Origin of the sequence: Rhizobium viscosum (assembly GCF_014873945.1) — a bacterium.
Classification (GTDB): Bacteria; Pseudomonadota; Alphaproteobacteria; order Rhizobiales; family Rhizobiaceae; genus Rhizobium; species Rhizobium viscosum.
Genome location: NZ_JADBEC010000001.1, coordinates 3,390,278 through 3,409,545, shown reverse-complemented (window position 1 = coordinate 3,409,545; position 19,268 = coordinate 3,390,278). Strand labels below are relative to the sequence as shown.

The following is a 19,268-nucleotide window of genomic DNA, read 5'->3' as shown; positions in this document are numbered from 1 at the left end:
GCGATCTTCTGCGATCAGTCCTTATCGCCGAAGAACTTCCAGACGAGGCCGCCAATCGCACCGCCCGCAAGCGGCGCGATCCAGAACAGCCAGAGCTGCTGCAGCGCCCAGCCGCCGACGAAAAGCGCCTGCCCGGTCGAACGCGCCGGATTGACGGAGGTGTTCGTTACGGGGATCGCGACGAGGTGAATTAGCGTCAGCCCCAGGCCGATCGCAAGTGGTGCAAAGCCGGCAGGCACCCTGCTGCTTGTCGATCCCAGGATGATGATCAGGAAAAACATGGTCAGCAGAATTTCGATCAGCAGCGCCGAAAGCAGCGAATAACCGCCGGGAGAATGTTCGCCATATCCGTTGGCGGCAAACCCGCCGAGTTCGAAACCCGCCTTGCCGCTGGCGATGAGATAGAGCGCGGCGGCAGCAACGATGGCACCGATCACCTGTGCGACGATATAGGGAACGAGACGCGCCGCAGGAAAACGTCCCGCAACAACAAGCCCGAGAGAGACGGCGGGATTGAAATGGCCGCCGGAAATACCGCCCACGGCATAGGCCATGGTGACCACGGTCAAACCAAACGCCAGCGCCACGCCGGCAAAACCGATTCCAAGTTCGGGATAGGCGGCCGCGAGCACGGCACTACCGCATCCGCCGAAGACCAACCAAAACGTGCCGAGAAACTCGGCAGCAAGACTTTTCCGCATGTGTGCCCCTCCATTCTCTCAACCAGAGAGCACTTTATCAATCAATTGCAATTTGATTCCGGTCAAGTTCGGGGCCACTTCCCGACAAGCCTGGCGCAAGGTTGAGAAACCGCCGAACCAGGGCGGACGGCTACCCATATCGGTGCCGCCCTGTCAAACCAGCGCATAATGTCGCTTGCGTCATATTCTTGCGTGTCCGGGCATTTTCTCAGCCTTAAAATTGCGTTAAGAGCGACACCTCCCAAGCAAATCGATAAAAATACTGATTGGAATGAACATGACAGAAGCGATCTCCGTATCGCCGAGCCCTTCGAGCAGCACGCAAGTCAATTCCCCCGCACGCGTCCTGATCGCGAGCCTCATCGGCACCACGATCGAATTCTTCGATTTCTACGTCTATGCGACGGCAGCCGTCCTCGTTTTCCCGCACCTCTTCTTCCCGTCCAGCGATCCGACCTCTGCGCTGCTGCAATCCCTCGTCACTTTCTCTATCGCCTTCTTCGCCCGCCCCTTCGGCGCCGTGGTCTTCGGTCATTTCGGCGACAAGGTCGGCCGCAAGGCGACGCTGGTGGCAGCCCTGATGACCATGGGCCTGTCGACCGTGGTGATCGGCATTCTGCCGGGCTACGACGCGATCGGCATCGCCGCGCCGCTGCTGCTGGCACTTTGCCGCTTCGGCCAGGGCCTTGGCCTCGGCGGCGAATGGGGCGGCGCCGTGCTGCTCGCAACAGAAAACGCTCCTCCCGGCAGGCGCAGCTGGTATGCCATGTTCCCGCAGCTCGGTGCGCCGATCGGCTTCATTCTCTCCTCCGGCTTCTTCCTGATCCTGGCGGAAACCATGAGCAACGAGGACTTCCTCACCTATGGCTGGCGCATTCCCTTCATTGCCAGCCTCGCGCTCGTCGCCGTCGGTCTCTATGTTCGCCTGAAGATCGCTGAAACGCCGGAATTTCAGAAGGCTGTCGAAAAGCACGAGCGCGTCGCCGTTCCGGTCGCCACCGTCTTCCGCGGTCATCTGCGCAGCCTGATTCTCGGCACCTTCATCGCCGTCGCCACCTTCGTGCTCTTCTACCTGATGACGGTCTTCACGCTGTCCTGGGGCACCACACCCCTGGAAAAGGGCGGGCTCGGCTATTCGCGCGAGCAGTTCCTGGTCGTCCAACTCGTCGGCGTCGTCTTCTTCGGCCTGACGATCCCGCTCTCCGGCTGGCTATCGGATCGCTATTCGCGTCGCCTGATCCTGAGCCTGACGACGATCGCCATTGCGATCTTCGGCTTTTTCTACGCAAGCCTGCTGACGGCGGGCCTGACCGGCGCCTTCATGTGCTCGATCATCGGCCTCGGCCTGATGGGCTTCACCTATGGTCCGATCGGCGCAGCGCTCGCTGCCCCCTTCCCGACCATGGTGCGCTACACCGGCGCCTCGATGACCTTCAACCTCGGCGGCATCTTCGGGGCTTCGCTCGCTCCCTATATCGCCACCTGGCTCGCGACCAACTACAGCCTCAACTATGTCGGCTACTACCTCGCCGCCTCGGCTGCGATCTCGCTGATCTGCATCCGGCTGTCGGGCCGAGAAGAAGTCTGAACCACTGAATCTAAGCGAGAGGCCGCGACGCTTGCCGTCGCGGCCTTTTTCTATTGATGCGCGTGATACTTCCGGTTAGCGAAGACCTCCACGGGCGGAACAGGGAGAAGATCATGCGATGCCTCGTCACCGGCGCAGCCGGCTTCGTCGGCGCTCCTCTTGTCGAACGGCTGTACAGGGAGCGGATCTGCGACGTGGCGGTTACGACCCGATCCCCGATATCAGCCTTCCCGCCTGATATCAGGCATTTCCCAATCGAGATCACCGAGAAGACTGATTGGACTGCAGCACTCGAAGGCGTCGATGCCATCGTCCATCTTGCTGCCCGCGTTCACATGATGAACGATCGCTCGGCTGATCCGCTGGCGGATTTCCGCCGGGTCAACACTGCCTCCACGCTCAATCTTGCCGAACAGGCAGCCCGCGCCGGCGTGAAGCGTTTCGTCTTCATCAGCACCATCAAGGTCAACGGCGAAGAAAACGACCGGCCGTTCAGGCACGATGACGCGCCGAAGCCGATCGATCCCTACGGCATTTCGAAAATGGAAAGCGAAATCGGCCTCCGGGAGATCGCCGCCCGCACCGGCATGGAGGTCGTCGTCATTCGCCCGCCGCTTGTCTACGGCCCAGGTGCACGCGGTAACTTCGCCCTGCTCGTCGCCCTTGTCCGCAAGAAGCTGCCCCTGCCCTTCGCCTCGCTGAAGAACCACCGCACGCTGGTCGCGGTTCAGAACCTCGTCGACCTGATCATCACCTGCATGCAGCATCCGGCTGCCGCAGGCGAAACCTTCCTTGCGGGCGATGGGGAAGATCTCTCGACGCCTGCGTTGATCGAGGGTATCGCCGCAGGGCTCGGTGTCAGACCGGCACTTCTCCCCTTCCCGCCTTCCCTGATACACATGGCGGCCAGGATCACGGGAAAGGAAGCCGTCTATCAGCGCCTCTGCGGCTCGCTGCAGGTCGATATATCCCATGCGCGCGACGTGCTGGGCTGGTCGCCCATCGTGACGCCGCGCGAAGGTTTAAGGCTTGCAGTAAAATAGCGCTTACTCTGTCGTGACACCCTGGAAAGGGCGAACCTCGCGGCCGGGCATGAAGAGACCGAGACGCTTGATTTCCCATTCGAGCTTGATGCCCGCCGTCTCGAAAACCTTGCGACGCACTTCTTCGCCGAGATATTCGAGATCGTAACCCGTCGCCTGCCCCATGTTGATCATGAAGTTGCAGTGAAGCGACGACATCTGCGCGCTGCCGATGACGAGACCGCGGCAATCCGCCTCGTCGATCAGCTTCCACGCCGAATGCCCCTCGGGATTCTTGAAGGTCGAACCACCGGTCTTTTCACGAATCGGCTGCACCGTCTCCCGGTGATTGCGCACGGCATCCATCTCGGCGCGGATCTTGGCGCGATCGTCGGGATAGCCCTCGAACAGCACTGAGGTGAAGATCAGATCATCGGCAGCATCGGAATGGCGATAGGAATAGCCCATCTCGGCATTCGTCAGCACGTGTTTGTTGCCCTTGCGGTCGATCGCGCGGACCTCGACGACGCGATCCTTCGTCTCGGATCCATTGGCGCCGGCATTCATGCGGGCGGCACCACCGATGCCGCCTGGAATGCCATAATAGAAAGCAAATCCGCCGATGCCGTTGTCCATCGCCATGGCGGCCACATGCTTGTCCGGGCAGATGGCGCCGGCGAGAATGCGGTTTTCGCCGGCGAGTTCGACAAAGCCGAAGCCCTTGGCCGACAGGCGCAGCACGACGCCCGGAATTCCGCCATCGCGTACCAGGATGTTCGAGCCGACGCCGACCACCGTCAGCGGAACTTCATCCGGCAGGATCTTCAGGAAGGCGATGAGATCGTCCTCGTCGTGCGGCTGGAACATCAGCTCTGCCAGACCGCCGGCGTGGAACCAGGTGACGCGGTCCATGGGGGCATCCGGCGTCAGTCGACCGCGAATGTCCTTTACGCCTTCTCCGAGAGAGGCAAGTAGCTTTTCCCCATTAACCTGTTTCATGCGGATTTTCCTGAAAGGTCTTGCAACTGCTTCGGCAGCGCCGCTGCCCAATATGTAATGCTACCAGCACCCAACAGAACTACAAAGTCCCCGGGTTTTGCAATTTCTGCTACCATCTGCGGTAGAGCTTCCGCCGAAGGAAGGAAGCGCGCATCGCGATGACCACCCGATTTGATGCGGGAAACCAGCGATTCCGATTCCGCGCCCTCGATCGCATCCTCGCCCGCTGCATAAACAGGCGCGATAAAAATACTATCGGCATCATTGAAGCAGGCGGCAAATTCCTCGAACAGGCTCGACAGGCGGGTATAGCGGTGAGGCTGGTGCACCGCGATGATACGGCCCTTGCAGGCCTCGCGGGCGGCGCGCAGCACCGCCTTGATCTCGACCGGGTGATGACCGTAATCGTCGAAGATCTGCACGCCGTTCCATTCGCCGGTCAGCGTGAAGCGCCGCTTTACGCCGCCGAAAGAGGCAAGCCCTTTGGCGATATCCTCGCGGGACATGCCGAGGCGGTTGGCGACGGCGATGGCCGCGGTGGCATTCGAGATGTTGTGACGGCCGGGCATCGGCATGACGAGATCGTCGAGCCTGATGACTTCGCCGGTGCGGCGGCGGCGGATTTCAACGTCGAAGATCGAGCGCGTGCCATCGATACGCACATTCATGAAGCGCACATCGGCCTGCGGATTCTCGCCGTAGGTGATGACCTTGCGGTCTTCGATCCGGCTGACCAGCGCCTGAACCTCGGGATGGTCGAGGCACATGACGCCGAAGCCGTAGAAAGGAACATTCTCGACAAATTGCCGGAAGGCGGCGCGAACGGCGTCGAAATTGCCGTAATGATCCAGATGCTCAGGATCGATATTGGTCACGACGGCCACATCGGCCGGCAGCTTCAGGAAGGTGCCGTCGGATTCGTCCGCCTCGACCACCATCCACTCGCCCTCGCCCATGCGCGCATTCGTGCCGTAGGCATTGATGATGCCGCCATTGATGACGGTCGGATCCAGCCCTCCGGCTTCGAGCAGCGTGGCAACAAGCGAAGTGGTCGTCGTCTTGCCATGCGTGCCGCCGATGGCAATCGCATTGCGGAAGCGCATCAGCTCGGCCAGCATTTCAGCGCGGCGCACGACCGGCAGGAGCTTCTCGCGTGCAGCAATGAGTTCCGGATTGCTCTTCTTGATCGCGGTCGACACGACGACGACTTCGGCATCGCCGAGGTTTTCCGCCCTATGGCCGACAAAGACTTCGATGCCCTTGTCGCGCAGGCGCTGAACGTTGGCGCTGTCGGACTGATCCGATCCCTGTACCCTGTGACCGAGATTATGCAGCACCTCGGCGATACCGCTCATGCCGATACCGCCGATGCCGATGAAATGGACAAGGCCGATCGCCTTTGGCAGCTTCATGCGCATGCCCCCTTGAATTCTGCAACTGTCTTACCGGCGGCAATAGCCTCAACCATGTCGGCAAGCAAGTTCGCTGCATCAGGTTTTCCCGCGAGCTTGGCGGCAGCCGCCATGCTGGCGAGCTTTTCCGGATCGTTCATGACATGCGTCAGGATAGAGGCGATACGCTCGGGCGAAAGCTCGGATTGGGCGATCACCTTGGCTCCGCCGGCCGCTGCCAGCGCCGCCGCATTGGCCGCCTGATCGTGGTCCAGCGCATGCGGATAAGGCACCAGCACGGCTGGACGGCCGATGACCGAGATCTCTGAAACCGTCGAGGCGCCGGAGCGGCAGATGACCAGATGCGCTTTGGCAAGACGCTCCGCCATGTCGTTGAAAAACGGTGCAATATCCGCAGCCATCTGCAGCTGCACCACGCAGCCGCGCACCGTCTCCATATCCTCCGGCCGAACTTGTTGGGTCACCCTGAGCCGCGCGCGCAGCGCATCGTCGAGCAGGCTGATCGCCGTCGGCATCGCCTTGGAGAAATATTGCGCGCCCTGGCTGCCGCCGAAGACGACAAGATTGAAATCCTCGCCCGGATGCGACGGCATGTAAGGCTGTTCGGCCGCGGCAAGGATGGCCGGCCGCACTGGATTGCCGGTCGCGATCGTCTTGTCGGAAAACGTGCCGCCGCTCTCGGGCAGGAAGCCGCCGGCAATCGCCCTGACCCGCGGCGCAAGCGCCTTGTTGGCACGACCCATGACGGCATTTTGCTCATGCAGCATGGAGGGCACACCGAGCCGAGCGGCGGCAAGCAGCGGCGGCACGGTCGGATAACCGCCGAAGCCGACGACGATCACCGGCTTCAACCGCTGGATCAGCCGCTTTGCGGCGCGCATCCCCGTCCAGAGCTTCCATAGAGAACGGGCAACCGCCACAGGGTTCTTCGAACCGATCGTTGCCGACGGCACGACATGGATCTCGTCGGCCGGAAACTTGCCGGCATAGCGCTCGGCGCGGCTGTCGGTGACGAGATGCACGGAATAGCCGCGCTCCCTCAGCTTGAAGGCAAGCGCCTCTGCCGGAAAGACGTGGCCGCCGGTTCCCCCGGCAGCAAGAAGGACGATGCCCTTGCTCATAATACCCTTACTCCGCCGGCATGCCGTGCGGCACTCGGAAGAGGCTCCGATCCTGCGCACGTTTTTCCGGGCGATGGCGCGTCAGCGCCAGAATGAAGCCGGCCGTCACGCAGATCGCCACCATCGACGAACCGCCGTAGGAAATCAGCGGCAGCGTCATGCCCTTGGCCGGCAGCAGTTCGAGATTGACGCCGATATTGATGATCGACTGAATACCCATCTGCAGCACGAGGCCGGCGACGGCAAAGCGATTGAAGTCGTTGCGTTCGCGATAGGCATGCGACAGGCCGCGCAGCACCAGCACAGTGAAGATGACAACGAGTGCGATGCAGAAGACGATGCCGAATTCCTCGGCCGCGACCGAAAAGATGAAGTCGGTATGCGCATCCGGAATGATGCGCTTGACGATGCCTTCGCCCGGCCCCTGCCCGAACCAGTCACCTCGGATAATCGCCTCGCGGGCGGTATCGATCTGAAACGTATCGCCTTCGCCGGTAAGGAACTTGTCTATTCGGCCCGCCACGTGCGGAAAAACGTAATAGGCGGTCACAAGGCCGCCGGCACCGCCGACACCCAGTACGATGATCCAGAGCCAAGGCATTCCAGCCATGAAAAACATGCCGCCCCAGACGGCCGTCGTCAGGATCGTTTGACCAAGGTCAGGCTGCGCCACGAGCAGAGCGACGACGATACCGAACAGGATGATGGCGAAGAGATTGCCCGGTATCTCCGGCTGGCGCGCATGTTCGGCAAAGAGCCAGGCGCAGACCACGACGAAGGCCGGCTTCATGAATTCCGACGGCTGGATGGAAAGGCCGGCGATCCAGATCCATCGCCTGCCGCCCTTCACTTCCTGGCCGAAGAACAGCACTAGCAGCATCATTGCGAGTGCCACGATCAGCAGGATGATTGCGGTGCGCCGCACCTGCCGCGGCGTCAGGAAGGAGAGGCCAAGCATGACCGCAATCGACGGGATCATGAAGGCGGCGTGGCGCTTGACGAAGTGGAAGGGCTCCAGGCCGATACGCTCGGCAACCGCCGGCGAAGCCGCAAAGGAGAGCATGAAGCCGATGCCCATCAGGAAGAGGAACAAGGCCAGGAAAAAGCGGTCGATGGTCCAGAACCAATCGGCCAATGCTCCACGTTCCGCGCGGCTCACCATGTCATTTGCCTCCTGTTGCCGAATTGATCAGCATCGTCACGCCGTCAAGGGCGGCCACATGGCCGACAAAGGCATCACCCCTGACTTCGAAGTTCTTATACTGGTCGAAGCTTGCGCAAGCCGGGGATAACATCACGGCCGCGGGGCCGGTTTCATCCTTTTCGGCGTCAGCTGCCGCATGTGCCACGGCGCGCTCAAGCGTGCCTGATATCTCATAGGGTGCCGCCTCGCCGAGCGTCGCTGCAAATTCCGCCGCCGCCTCACCGATCAGATAGGCTTTTGCGATGCGGGGGAAATAGGGCGCAAGCGTCGTAATACCGCCAGCCTTCGGCAATCCGCCGGCAATCCAGTAGATCCTGTTGTAGCTCGAAAGTGCCGGAGCTGCAGCATCCGCATTCGTCGCCTTGGAATCGTTAACGAAGACGACATTGCCGCGCCGGCCGACCGGCTGCATGCGATGCTTGAGGCCAGGGAAGGATGCCAGCCCCGCACGGATGTCCTCGGCGGAGATACCCACCGCAAGGCAGGCGGCGACCGCGGCAGCAGCGTTCTGCGCATTGTGGCTGCCGCGCAGCGTCTGGATGCCGTCGAGATCGACGAAGGGCAGCATGGCGCCACTCGCTGCCTGGATGAGCTTCGTGCCTTCGGCATAAATACCATCGGCCAGGACATTGCGGCGGGAGATCCTGATAACCCTCACCCCTGCCCGCTCGATGCGGTCGGCAATCAGCGCCGAATGGCTATCATCGACGCCGACAACAGCGACATCGCTGCCGGCGACCAGCCGTTCCTTCACATCGGCATAGTGCTGCATCGTGCCGTGCCGATCGAGGTGGTCGGGTGTCAGGTTGAGCAGGATGCCGGCCGAAGGATTGAGCGTCGGCGAAAGATCGATCTGGTAGGAAGAGCATTCGACGACGAAATAGCGCTCACTCTTCGGCGGATCCAGCGTCAGCACGGCCGTGCCGATATTGCCGCCGAGCTGTGTGTCGCGGCCACTCGATTTGAGGATATGGGCAATCAGCGCCGTCGTCGTCGATTTGCCGTTAGTCCCCGTGATCGCGATGAAGGGGCAATCGGGAGCATGCGCCCTGCGCTCGCGCACGAAGAGTTCGACATCGCCGACGATATCGACGCCGGCAGCACGCGCGAGATCAACGGTCCAGTGCGGCTTCGGATGGGTAAGCGGCACGCCGGGTGAAAGCACGAAGAGCGCCTGCGCGCTCCAGTCGATTGTATGCAGATCGGCAGAGGTGATGCCCTCTGCCGCAGCCTTGGCGACGCTGTCAGGATTGTCGTCCCAGGCCGTGACATCGGCGCCACCGGCGACGAGCGCCTTGGCCGTGGCCAGACCTGAGCCGCCGAGACCGAAGAGAGCGACCTTCTTTCCTGCAAGCGTCGTGACCGGGATCATGACCGCCTCACCGCAGCTTCAGGGTGGAGAGGCCGAGCATGGCAAGGCCGACGGCAATGATCCAGAAACGGATCACCACCTGGCTCTCCGTCCAGCCCTTCTTTTCGAAATGGTGGTGGATCGGCGCCATGAGGAAGACGCGCCGGCCAGTCATCTTGAAGAAGCCGACCTGGATGATGACCGAGAGGGTCTCCATGACGAACAGGCCGCCGACGATCGCCATGACGATCTCATGCTTGGTGGCAACAGCAACCGTGCCGATCGTGCCGCCGAGCGCCAGCGACCCGGTATCCCCCATGAAGATCGCCGCCGGAGGGGCGTTGAACCAAAGGAAGCCGAGGCCCGCGCCGATAACGGCGCCGAGCACGACGGCAAGCTCGCCGGTACCGGGCACGAAATTGATCTGCAGGTAATTCGCAAAGACCGCATTACCGGCGAGATAGGCGATGATGCCGAAGGCGGCGGCGGCAATCATGACCGGTACGATGGCAAGGCCGTCGAGGCCATCGGTCAGGTTTACGGCATTGCCGGCGCCGACGATGACGAAGCCGCCGAAGACGACGAACATGATGCCGATATTGATCAGGAAGTCCTTGAAGAAGGGGAATGCAATCGAGGAGCCGAAGGTGGAGCCTGCCGGACCCGAGACGAGCGCCGTGCGCATCATGAAATAGACGGCAATGCCGGCAATGATGAACTCGATGCCGAGACGCGCCTTGCCCGAAAAGCCCTTGTGGCTCTGCTTGGTGACCTTGAGGTAATCGTCATAGAAACCGATGGCGCCGAAGCCGAGCGTCACCAGTAATGTTGCGACAACATAGACATTGGAAAGATCGGCCCAGAGCAGCGACGCGCCGACGATGCCGGCAAGGATCATCAGGCCGCCCATGGTTGGCGTACCGGCCTTCTTGAAATGCGTTTGCGGCCCGTCGGCGCGAATCGGCTGGCCCTTACCCTGCCGGATGCGCAGCGAGTTGATGATAGTTGGCCCGAAGAGGAAGACGATCAGAGCGGAGGTAAAGAGAGCGGCACCCGCCCGGAAGGTAATGTACCTGAACAAATTCAGAAATTTGAAATATTCCGACAGTTCAACTAGCCAAATCAGCATTCAAGGCCCCTTTTACCCGATCACGGTTCGCGTTGCGTGTCTGAAACTGGCGGGTACTTGTCAAGGAGCGCGGCGACAATCTTGCCGAAACCGATCCCCAGAGACGACTTCACCATCAACACGTCGCCAGGCGCGACCGAGTTCGATACGAATTCCAGCAGTTCTTCCGTCGTCTCGCGATGCTCGACCGCGACGCTATCGGGAAGCGATTCCTTCAGCGCCACCATCTCGGGCCCTGCGAGCCAGACATGTTCGAGACCGGCGGCAAGCAGCGGGCCGGCAAGATCTGCATGTACCTGCTCGGCAAATTCGCCCATTTCCAGCATGTCGCCGAGCACGGCGATACGGCGCCCCCGGCCGATCGGCTCGGCTGTCGCAAGCAGCGCGATCGCCGCGCGCATGGAGGCCGGATTGGCGTTATAGCTCTCGTCGATCAGTGTGAAGCTGCCGTTGCCGATCGGAAGCCTGTAACGCTTGCCTCTGCCCTTTTCCGGCTTCAGCGTCGCAAGCGCGTCGATTGCCTTGTCGAGGCTGGCGCCGACGATCGTCACGACGCCCAATGCAGCCAGCGCATTCTCAGCGATATGGCGTCCAGGTGCGCCGATGCGCACTTCCTTGGTATCGCCTCCAACAGTCATCCAGAGCGTCGAGCTTTCGTCCGAGCCGTTGAATTCAGCGAGTCGGAACTCCGCCTTGGCGTGCTGGCCGAAGGAATGGATCCTGGTGATACCGAGCGACTGGGCAGCCTGCTCCAGGAAATTGAACTGATCGTTGTCGCGGTTGAGCACGACGTCGCCGCCCGGCTCCAGCCCCTCGAAGATCTCCGCCTTTGCAGCGGCGATTTCCTGAACGTTCTGGAAATTGCCGAGATGGGCCGGCGCGATTGTCGTGACGACCGCGACGTGAGGTCGGATCATCTTCACCAGCGGCCGGATCTCGTCCGGATGGTTCATGCCGACCTCGAACACGCCGAAATAGGTGTCGATCGGCATGCGTGCCAAGGTCAGCGGCACGCCCCAGTGATTGTTGAAGGAAGCAACGGATGCATGCACCTTGCCGGAGGGAGACAGTACATGGCGCAGCATTTCCTTCGTCGTCGTCTTGCCGACCGAGCCGGTGACGGCGATGATCTTCGCGCGCGAACGCTCGCGCGATGCCTGTCCCAGCTTGCCGAGTGCCGCAAGCACATCCTCGACCACAATCATCGGCACGGTCAGGCGACCCATCGCCGGCAGGCGGCCTTCGCTGACAACGAGCAAGGACGCACCGTTTGCCACCGCCATCGAGGCAAAATCATGCCCGTCGACCCGGTCGCCCTTGATCGCGAAGAAGGCTTCACCTGGCGCAATCGAGCGGCTGTCGATGGAAATGCCGGTAATACCCTGCGGCAGCGAGCCGAACGGACGGCCCGCCATCGCGGCGATCATGTCTTCGGTGGTCCAGAGCCAGTTCATGGTACCCGCTCCTCCAAAGCCTTGCGCACTTCGGCATGATCGGAAAACGGCAGCGTAACGCTACCGACCGTCTGCCCCTCTTCATGTCCCTTGCCGGCGACGATCAGCGTATCGCCGGATTTCAACTGCAGAACCGCCTCGCGGATCGCCTGCGCGCGGTCACCGATCTCGGAAGCGCATTTCGCCGCCGCCATGATCTGGGAGCGGATCGCAGCCGGCTCTTCCGAGCGCGGATTATCATCGGTAACGATCACGACGTCGGCAAGCCGGCAGGCGATTTCGCCCATGATCGGCCGCTTGCCACGGTCGCGGTCGCCGCCGCAGCCGAAAACGACGATGACGCGCCCCGTCGTGAACGGACGCACCGAGTTTAGCACATTTTCCAGCGCGTCCGGCTTGTGGGCGTAATCGACATAGGCGAGCGCGCCGTCCTTGGTATGACCGACCAGCTCAAGACGGCCGGAAGCGCCCTGCAGCTTTTCGAGTGCCGCCATCGCAACCTTTGCCGGAACGCCGGTCGACATGGCAAGTGCCGCAGCAACCAGCGCATTGGCGATCTGGAAATCCCCGGCAAGCGGAATATCGACTTCGAAGATCTCGCCTTCGGCATGAACTTCCGCGACCTGCTTGTGACGGAAATGCTCGACACGCTTCAGCGTCAGATAGGCACCCTTGCGCCCAACCGTGCGCACATCGTGGCCGGCAGCTGTCGCCGCCTTGATTGCCTGCTCCGACCACGGATCGTCGGCGAAGATGATAGCGGGCGAGCCCTTCGGCAGCACCCGATCGAAGAGATGCATCTTCGCTGCCATATAGTCTTCGACCGTCGGATGGTAGTCCATGTGGTCGCGGCCGAGATTGGTGAAGGCGGCGGCCGCGAGCTTCACGCCGTCGAGGCGATACTGGTCCAGGCCGTGGCTGGAAGCCTCCATCGAGGCATGTGTGACGCCTTCATCGGCGAGTTCGGCGAGCAGCTCGTGCAGCGATACGGTATCAGGCGTCGTCAGCGAGCCATATTCATTGCGCGTCGGCGAGATGACACCGGTCGTGCCGATCATGGCGGCCGCGTGGCCGGCATGCGCCCAGATCTGCCTGACGAAGGAGGCAACCGAAGTCTTGCCGGCAGTGCCCGTCACCGCAACCATCGTCTCCGGCTGACGGCCGTAGAAATGCGAGGCGGCAACAGAGAGAAAACGCCGCGGCTCGGAAACGACCAGAACCGGTACGGAAGTCTCAGCCGCATGTGATGCGACGACAACGGCAGCACCTTTTGCAACCGCATCGGCGATGAAGCCCGCACCATCAGCCTTGGAACCGGCAATCGCCACGAAAGCCATTCCGGGTATGATCTTTCGGCTGTCGGAAGACAATCCCGTTATATCCAGCGCCCCGGCCGGTCCTTCAAGTTCAGCTTTGAGTTCCGGAAACGCATTTCCGGCGAGGTCCCGCAATTTCATCGAATGCACTTTTCTGGTTCAGGTCGATCGCCCCTTACGAATCGACACCGACATTGATTCACACTCAATAAGACACCAACAAGGCCGAGCCGTCTTCGCCAAATTCCGGCTCGACACCGAGGATGGGGGCTGCGCGGCGCACGATGTTCTTGACCATGGGTGCTGCCGTATAGGCGGCGATACGCTGATGCTGCTCGCCGTCAAGCGGTTCGTCGCAGAAGGTCAGCACCACATATTTCGGATTGTCGATCGGGAAAGCCGCCAGAAAAGCGTTGAAATTCAGGTTGTTGGCGTAGCGACCGTTGACGACCTTGTCGGCCGTGCCGGTCTTGCCGCCGACATGAAACCCCGGCACATCGGCGTTGCGGCCGGAGCCTTTCACACCATTCAGCTTGAAGAGATAGCGGATATCGTCGCTGGTGCTTTTCTTGATGACCATTTCGGCGACTTCATCGGCCTGCTCGCGATTACGCGGCAAGAAGGTCGGCTCGATCAGCTTGCCCCCATTGATGAGCGCGGCACCGGCAACCGCCGTCTGCAGCGGCGTCGTGGCCACGCCATGGCCGAAGGAGATCGTGATGGAGTTGATCTTTTTCCAGACGCGCGGTTGGCTCGGCATCTTCACTTCGGGCAGTTCGGTCTGCATCTTGGTGAGCAGACCGAGACGCGTCAGATATTCCTTCTGCATTTCCATGCCGACGATATCGATCATTCGCGCCGTGCCGATGTTGGAGGAATATTCGAAGATCTCAGGAACCGTCAGCCAGCGGCGCTGGCCGTGGAAGTCTTTGATGGTAAAGCCGCCGATACGGATCGGATTGGTGGCGTCGAAACTGTCCTTCAGCGAAACCTTGCCGCTATCGATCGCCATGGCGGTCGAGAAGGTCTTAAAGGTGGAGCCCATTTCGAACGTGCCGTTCGACATGCGGTTCAACCAGCCGTCCTTGGATCCTTCCTGCGGATTGTTGGGATCGAAATCCGGCGCGGACGCCATGGCAATCACTTCGCCGGTATGCGCGTCGAGCACTGCGGCCCCTGCCCCCTTGGCCTTGTAGTTGACCACGGCATTGACAACGACATCGCGCACGATCGCCTGCACACGCACATCGATCGAAAGACGCACCGGCTCCAACGGCTGGTTGCTCGTCATGCCGACCGAGGCGAGATCGGCAAGTCCCTGATCGTCGATATATTTCTCCATGCCGGCAACGCCGCGGTTGTCGATGTTGACATAACCGAGGATATGCGCGGCCGTCGCGCCACCCGGATAGAAACGGCGCTTTTCCGGACGGAAACCGATGCCGGGAATGCCAAGCGCCAGGATCTGGCTCTGCTGCTTCGGCGTCAGCTGGCGGCGCAGCCAGGCGAAATGTGAGGTGCGGTTCGAGAGCTTCTTGTAGGTGTCCTTGACATCGAGGTCGGAAAGCACCGTCTGCAGCTTCTCGACGGCCTCGTCGGTATCGACAATCTTGTTCGGCTCGGCAAACAGCGAAACAGTACGGATATCGGTCGCCAGGATTTCGCCGTTGCGGTCGACAATATCTGGGCGCGATGCCATCAGCCGATCAGGCGGCAGGATAGACGAGACCGATTCCGGTTCCTTCATTCCATATTCGACCATACGGGCGCCGATGACTGCATAGAGGGCGGTAAAGCCGACGATCAGCAGGCCGACGCGGCTCCTGGCCTGTCCGGTCTTGCGCTTGCGCGAGCCTTCGATCGCCATGCCCGAGGGTGCACCGAAGCGGTCGTAGACGCCGGCGGAAAAATGCGCCTGGCTCTTCAGCACCATGATGCGGGAAAGAAAGGACATTATTCCACCGCCCCCGTTTCGATCTGGTCCGCGTCCTCAGTTTCGCGCGGCGCCGGCATCGGGATCGGCTGTGACTTGGCTGCAGCTACAGACTTGGCGCCAGTCTTAGCATCCCCAGCCTTAGCTTCAGTAACGTCAGGCGGCGGAACCTGCGATTTCAGCATCGGCAGCTCGCGCGCATGGGCAAGCGATGTCGAATCCGTCGGCTGCAGCTGCAGCTCGCCGTTATAGGCATTGACCAGCCGCTCCAGCCGGTTCGGCTGCGATTGCAGCGCCCAGTCGGCCTTCAGGAGATCGATCGTGTCCTTCTCCAGCTTGATCTCCGCTTCGAGGCGATGGACCTCCTCGAGCTTCAGCTCGGCGCGGTGCTTGATCGTGTAAGTGACGGCGGCTGCCGCCGTCATGATGCCGATGAGTACAAGATCGAACGTTCTCAGCATATCAAGCTCCAAGCTTTCCGAGGCTGGCAAGATTGGGGAATCCGAAGAGCGACATGTCTTCGGCTTCTGCGGGAGCGCCGGTGCGCTGGCCGGCACGCAGCTTGGCGGAGCGGGCGCGCGGATTGGTCTGAGCCTCTTCTTCGCTGGCCGAAACCATCGACTTGCCGACCGGCTCGAAGGTCGCGGCGCGCTCATGCGCGATCGGCAGATGTCGCGAACCCGACGCCTTGCCGGCGCGGTCGGAGAAGAATTTCTTGACGATACGGTCTTCCAGTGAATGGAAGGTGACGACGACGAGGCGACCGCCGGGCTTCAGCGCCCGCTCGGCGGCAAACAGCGCCTGCGCCAATTCGCCGAGCTCGTCATTGACGAAGATGCGCAGCGCCTGGAAGACGCGCGTTGCCGGATGGATCTTGTCCTTCATCTTGCGTGGCGTCACCAGTTCGATGAGGCCGGCAAGATCACGCGTCGTCTCAAAGGGTTTTTCGGCGCGATGCTTCTCGATGGCATGCGCGATGCGCGGCGCCTGATTTTCCTCGCCGAGATAGTGGAATATCCGGATGAGATCGGCGACCTTGGCGCGGTTGACGACATCGGCGGCAGAAACGCCCGCAGCCGACATGCGCATGTCGAGCGGGCCACTCTTCTGAAACGAGAAGCCGCGCTCGGCCTCATCGATCTGCATGGAGGAAACGCCGATATCAAGCACGACACCATCGAGCCCGCCATCAGGCGCATGATCGGCAAGTTGCGAAAACTGCGAATGGATGAGCTTGAGATGACCGCCATGCGCGGCGACGAGTGCCTGGCCCGCCGCAATCGCCGTCGGATCGCGATCGAGCGCGATCACATCAGCACCGGCACCGAGAATGGCGGACGTGTATCCGCCCGCGCCAAAGGTGCCATCGAGAATGATCTTGCCGGAAGAAGGCTCCAGCGCCGCAAGCACTTCCTTGAGAAGAACCGGAATGTGGCGAACCGGTCCGCCACCGGCTTCAGTTGAACCTCCGCCAGGATTCGCCACCATTCCGTTCCCTCGTTCGCTCAGGAACGCTTGCCCGCCAGCTTGCGCTCCCCTCGTGCCTGCGCCTGCGCGGCCGCGAATGCTTGCGGCTGCCAGAGCTGAAAGTGATCCGCCCGACCCACGAAGGTCACCTCGTCCGAAATACCGGTGAAGTCGCGAATGAAATCCGTGACCATCAACCGACCCTCGGCGTCGAGCTTCATGAAGACCCCGCCCCCATGAATGAGAAGCGACATCTCGTTTGCATCCGGCGAAAACGGATCTTCCGCCGCAATCTGCCGCTCGAACCTTTCCAGAAGATCCGAACCGCCGACGCTGATCGCCGGAAACACAAAATCCTGGAAGCAATAAACCTCCTGAATATTGCGCTGCGCCAGCACGGAACGAAAAGCCGCCGGCACGGAAACCCGTCCCTTGGCATCGATCCTGTTGGTCGCATTCGAAAGGAAGCGGCTCATGACACGAAACATCCGTTTCCGAAAGAGCCCGGAAAGCCCTCAGCCACCCGAAACCCTCAAAGTCAGGCACAGCTACGCAAGCCGAAAGAACCAGGGTCCTCCCGACGCTTCCGATCCGGAAGACGCCTTTGCTTTGCGATGGATGGGCAGATGATTGCCCTGATGCAGTGCGCATTTGGGATAGCATGGGACCATATGGGCGTCAATGGGATGAGCCCATTTTGAGGTGGGCGCAGTATCAAACATTTATAAGCCGTTAAGTTTAACAAAGGGTTAGGAAAGCGATTCTCAGACACCACCCGAAGTACCCCGAGCGAACGGGAAATCCGGCCAGACTAGGCCCGCGAGACCTTGCCCCCATTTCAGACATTTCAATGGCTTGATAGCAAGAAAATCGGATTTTGCCGCAAAGCGGACGCCGGAAAAGGTAATCGCCAGTTGGCCTGTAAGCCGGGTTCTGTATGGCTCCGGCGAACCGGAACGTGGCAGCCATTCATCTGGGACAGCGCTTGCACGCTGCCTCACGCAACCCACCCGGATGACTGACCCAGAAACAGGCCGGAAGGCTTTCGCCAACCGCGTCATCCCTATTCGGTTTTGCTCCCGGTGGGGTTTACCGTGCCATATCCGTTGCCGGAGATGCGGTGGGCTCTTACCCCACCCTTTCACCCTTACCCGTCATGACGGGCGGTTTGCTTTCTGTGGCACTTTCCCTGAGGTCGCCCTCGCCGGACGTTATCCGGCACCGTGTTTCCGTGGAGCCCGGACTTTCCTCACCCTACCGCCTTTCGGCATTGGTAAAGCGCGGCTGCCCGGCCAACTGGCAGGGGCTCCCTTAAACGAGGAAGCACGCAAATGCCAACGAAATATGGGAACCATGCTCAATGGAAATAAGGTGCGAAATCCGTGGCGTAGCCCTGGTCCTTGATTCTGCCTTCGAGAATGAGTTCGGCTCCCAGCCTGCCGACCTCGTCGGAGCTCTTGGCAGATGTTCCCATGCAGCCCGTCAAGACGGCAATATGCGGCGAAGCGGTATAGCCGATCATCGGATAACGGCTCTTCGTATAGGAGACCACGCAGGATGCACTCGAAATGGACCGCGCCTCGAGTTCCGGCACGATGCGTGCAACGATACCCTTGAAGTGTTCACGCGCAACTTCGCGCCCATCGGTGCGGAACCACGCACGCATGTCCTTGTCATTGTTCAGCACCAGATTGTCCGGATCACCGCCGATCTTCAGATAGAGCCTGCCATCGGAGTAACGGATCGGCGGCAGCAGGTAGATATCGATGCCGGGTGCATCGAGGATCAGCGACGGCATGCCGGCAAAGCGATGCGCATCCTCTTCCGCTACTTCGAAAAGGGTCACGGTGCGCCCGTAAACCGTCATATCAACCGATTGCGGCAAGAGATTCTGCGAAATGGAAAAACCACCAGCTGCAAGCAGCACTTTCTCGGCTCGCCAGACGTCGCCGCCATCAGTCGTGACGACAGCCGCCCCACCTTCCTCTCGGATCGAAGTGGCGTGATCGCGGATGACGGCCGCACCTGCCTTTTCAGCAAGCAGCGACTGCGCCTTTACCAGCTTTCGCGGACTGATATGCCCTGCTCCCTTCGCTTCGAAAATGCCGTTACTGTCGGCAAGAAAATCGAAGTAAGGAAATTGTCTCTTCAGCCCTTCTCCCTCGAAAGAAGCCGTCTCGACGCCGAGCGAGGTCGCAGCCCGTTGCGTGGCGGCAAGATAATCGCTACCCGGAGGCCCCACAGCGAGGCAGCCTGCTTCCGTATAGAACTCCACGCCGCTTTCTTCGGCGATCCCGCCATAGCGGGCGATGGAGCGATTGGCGAGCAAGGCCCAGTCGCGGTCCGGATCGATGGTGCGGGTGATGCGTCCTTCATCATAGTGGCTGGCGAAGACGCCTTCGTGCGCCTTGCGGTCTTCAGGCTCGTCCGGACCGATGACGGCAACGCCGTCCGTCCGGCGTGCCAGATACTTTGCGGCCGCTGCACCCATCATGCCGCGGCCGATGACGATGAACCTGAAGTCGACTGCCATATCTCACCTCTTTTGGAGGTAGCGATAGCATGGCAATC

General features: G+C 61.1%; 16 protein-coding genes and 1 other RNA gene. 2 read left to right on the top strand and 15 right to left on the bottom strand.

All coding sequences use genetic code 11. From position 1 onward, the window contains the following. Positions 1–14: 14 nt before the first annotated feature. Positions 15–701 (bottom strand): aquaporin Z, encoded by a 687-nt coding sequence (gene aqpZ, locus H4W29_RS16705; RefSeq protein ID WP_192729898.1) that lies wholly within the window; start codon positions 699–701, stop codon positions 15–17. Positions 702–978: 277 nt separating this feature from the next. Here aqpZ and H4W29_RS16700 point away from each other — a divergent pair, with 277 nt between their 5' ends. Together H4W29_RS16700 and H4W29_RS16695 are read left to right on the top strand one after the other, a co-directional pair. Beyond that, positions 979–2,289, top strand: coding sequence for an MFS transporter (locus H4W29_RS16700; RefSeq protein WP_192729897.1), 1,311 nt, complete (start codon positions 979–981; stop codon positions 2,287–2,289). A 113-nt stretch (positions 2,290–2,402) separates the two neighbouring features. Next, the gene (locus H4W29_RS16695; protein WP_192729896.1) at positions 2,403–3,332 is read left to right on the top strand and encodes a UDP-glucose 4-epimerase family protein; all 930 of its coding nucleotides are present in this window, start codon (positions 2,403–2,405) and stop codon (positions 3,330–3,332) included. A 3-nt stretch (positions 3,333–3,335) separates the two neighbouring features. On the opposite strand, the gene murB is transcribed toward H4W29_RS16695, so the two are convergent. From murB to H4W29_RS16625, 14 genes are all read right to left on the bottom strand, one after another. Next, positions 3,336–4,310, bottom strand: a complete 975-nt coding sequence (gene murB, locus H4W29_RS16690; protein WP_192729895.1) for a UDP-N-acetylmuramate dehydrogenase — start codon at positions 4,308–4,310, stop codon at positions 3,336–3,338. Next, the gene (murC, locus tag H4W29_RS16685; protein WP_192729894.1) at positions 4,307–5,722 is read right to left on the bottom strand and encodes a UDP-N-acetylmuramate--L-alanine ligase; all 1,416 of its coding nucleotides are present in this window, start codon (positions 5,720–5,722) and stop codon (positions 4,307–4,309) included. Before murC ends, murB begins: the two co-directional genes overlap by 4 nt. Further along, positions 5,719–6,843 carry an undecaprenyldiphospho-muramoylpentapeptide beta-N-acetylglucosaminyltransferase gene (gene murG, locus H4W29_RS16680; RefSeq protein WP_192729893.1) on the bottom strand — a complete coding sequence of 375 codons (1,125 nt, stop codon included), beginning with the start codon at positions 6,841–6,843 and terminating at the stop codon, positions 5,719–5,721. Before murG ends, murC begins: the two co-directional genes overlap by 4 nt. Positions 6,844–6,850: 7 nt before the next feature. Continuing rightward, positions 6,851–8,005 carry a putative lipid II flippase FtsW gene (gene ftsW / locus H4W29_RS16675; RefSeq protein WP_007824016.1) on the bottom strand — a complete coding sequence of 385 codons (1,155 nt, stop codon included), beginning with the start codon at positions 8,003–8,005 and terminating at the stop codon, positions 6,851–6,853. A 1-nt stretch (position 8,006) separates the two neighbouring features. Beyond that, positions 8,007–9,419: a UDP-N-acetylmuramoyl-L-alanine--D-glutamate ligase gene (gene murD / locus H4W29_RS16670; protein WP_192729892.1), complete on the bottom strand. Its 1,413-nt coding sequence runs from the start codon at positions 9,417–9,419 to the stop codon at positions 8,007–8,009. A 7-nt stretch (positions 9,420–9,426) separates the two neighbouring features. Further along, positions 9,427–10,527: a phospho-N-acetylmuramoyl-pentapeptide-transferase gene (mraY, locus tag H4W29_RS16665; protein WP_192729891.1), complete on the bottom strand. Its 1,101-nt coding sequence runs from the start codon at positions 10,525–10,527 to the stop codon at positions 9,427–9,429. 20 nt (positions 10,528–10,547) lie between these two features. Then, complete coding sequence (locus H4W29_RS16660) at positions 10,548–11,981, bottom strand: UDP-N-acetylmuramoylalanyl-D-glutamyl-2,6-diaminopimelate--D-alanyl-D-alanine ligase (RefSeq protein ID WP_192729890.1); 1,434 nt, start codon at positions 11,979–11,981, stop codon at positions 10,548–10,550. Beyond that, the gene (locus tag H4W29_RS16655; protein WP_192729889.1) at positions 11,978–13,438 is read right to left on the bottom strand and encodes a UDP-N-acetylmuramoyl-L-alanyl-D-glutamate--2,6-diaminopimelate ligase; all 1,461 of its coding nucleotides are present in this window, start codon (positions 13,436–13,438) and stop codon (positions 11,978–11,980) included. Before H4W29_RS16655 ends, H4W29_RS16660 begins: the two co-directional genes overlap by 4 nt. A gap of 64 nt (positions 13,439–13,502) precedes the next feature. After that, positions 13,503–15,251 (bottom strand): peptidoglycan D,D-transpeptidase FtsI family protein, encoded by a 1,749-nt coding sequence (locus H4W29_RS16650; RefSeq protein WP_192729888.1) that lies wholly within the window; start codon positions 15,249–15,251, stop codon positions 13,503–13,505. Continuing rightward, the gene (gene ftsL / locus H4W29_RS16645; protein WP_192729887.1) at positions 15,251–15,691 is read right to left on the bottom strand and encodes a cell division protein FtsL; all 441 of its coding nucleotides are present in this window, start codon (positions 15,689–15,691) and stop codon (positions 15,251–15,253) included. The genes H4W29_RS16650 and ftsL overlap by 1 nt, the downstream gene beginning before the upstream one ends. Position 15,692: 1 nt before the next feature. Further along, complete coding sequence (gene rsmH / locus H4W29_RS16640; protein WP_192729886.1) at positions 15,693–16,718, bottom strand: 16S rRNA (cytosine(1402)-N(4))-methyltransferase RsmH; 1,026 nt, start codon at positions 16,716–16,718, stop codon at positions 15,693–15,695. A gap of 17 nt (positions 16,719–16,735) precedes the next feature. Further along, positions 16,736–17,173, bottom strand: a complete 438-nt coding sequence (gene mraZ, locus H4W29_RS16635) for a division/cell wall cluster transcriptional repressor MraZ (RefSeq protein WP_246517201.1) — start codon at positions 17,171–17,173, stop codon at positions 16,736–16,738. Between the two features lie 430 nt (positions 17,174–17,603). After that, positions 17,604–17,997: RNase P RNA component class A (gene rnpB / locus H4W29_RS16630), an RNA gene on the bottom strand. Positions 17,998–18,054: 57 nt separating this feature from the next. Continuing rightward, the gene (locus tag H4W29_RS16625) at positions 18,055–19,230 is read right to left on the bottom strand and encodes an NAD(P)/FAD-dependent oxidoreductase (RefSeq protein WP_192729884.1); all 1,176 of its coding nucleotides are present in this window, start codon (positions 19,228–19,230) and stop codon (positions 18,055–18,057) included. Between the last annotated feature and the right edge of the window lie 38 nt (positions 19,231–19,268).

Coding starts and splice junctions, on each gene's coding strand:
- aqpZ (WP_192729898.1), bottom strand. CDS start 701: ATGCGGAAAAGTCTTGCTGCCGAGTTTCTCGGCACGTTTTGGTTGGTC.
- H4W29_RS16700 (WP_192729897.1), top strand. CDS start 979: ATGACAGAAGCGATCTCCGTATCGCCGAGCCCTTCGAGCAGCACGCAA.
- H4W29_RS16695 (WP_192729896.1), top strand. CDS start 2,403: ATGCGATGCCTCGTCACCGGCGCAGCCGGCTTCGTCGGCGCTCCTCTT.
- murB (WP_192729895.1), bottom strand. CDS start 4,310: ATGAAACAGGTTAATGGGGAAAAGCTACTTGCCTCTCTCGGAGAAGGC.
- murC (WP_192729894.1), bottom strand. CDS start 5,722: ATGAAGCTGCCAAAGGCGATCGGCCTTGTCCATTTCATCGGCATCGGC.
- murG (WP_192729893.1), bottom strand. CDS start 6,843: ATGAGCAAGGGCATCGTCCTTCTTGCTGCCGGGGGAACCGGCGGCCAC.
- ftsW (WP_007824016.1), bottom strand. CDS start 8,005: ATGGTGAGCCGCGCGGAACGTGGAGCATTGGCCGATTGGTTCTGGACC.
- murD (WP_192729892.1), bottom strand. CDS start 9,419: ATGATCCCGGTCACGACGCTTGCAGGAAAGAAGGTCGCTCTCTTCGGT.
- mraY (WP_192729891.1), bottom strand. CDS start 10,527: ATGCTGATTTGGCTAGTTGAACTGTCGGAATATTTCAAATTTCTGAAT.
- H4W29_RS16660 (WP_192729890.1), bottom strand. CDS start 11,981: ATGAACTGGCTCTGGACCACCGAAGACATGATCGCCGCGATGGCGGGC.
- H4W29_RS16655 (WP_192729889.1), bottom strand. CDS start 13,438: ATGAAATTGCGGGACCTCGCCGGAAATGCGTTTCCGGAACTCAAAGCT.
- H4W29_RS16650 (WP_192729888.1), bottom strand. CDS start 15,251: ATGTCCTTTCTTTCCCGCATCATGGTGCTGAAGAGCCAGGCGCATTTT.
- ftsL (WP_192729887.1), bottom strand. CDS start 15,691: ATGCTGAGAACGTTCGATCTTGTACTCATCGGCATCATGACGGCGGCA.
- rsmH (WP_192729886.1), bottom strand. CDS start 16,718: ATGGTGGCGAATCCTGGCGGAGGTTCAACTGAAGCCGGTGGCGGACCG.
- mraZ (WP_246517201.1), bottom strand. CDS start 17,173: ATGAGCCGCTTCCTTTCGAATGCGACCAACAGGATCGATGCCAAGGGA.
- H4W29_RS16625 (WP_192729884.1), bottom strand. CDS start 19,230: ATGGCAGTCGACTTCAGGTTCATCGTCATCGGCCGCGGCATGATGGGT.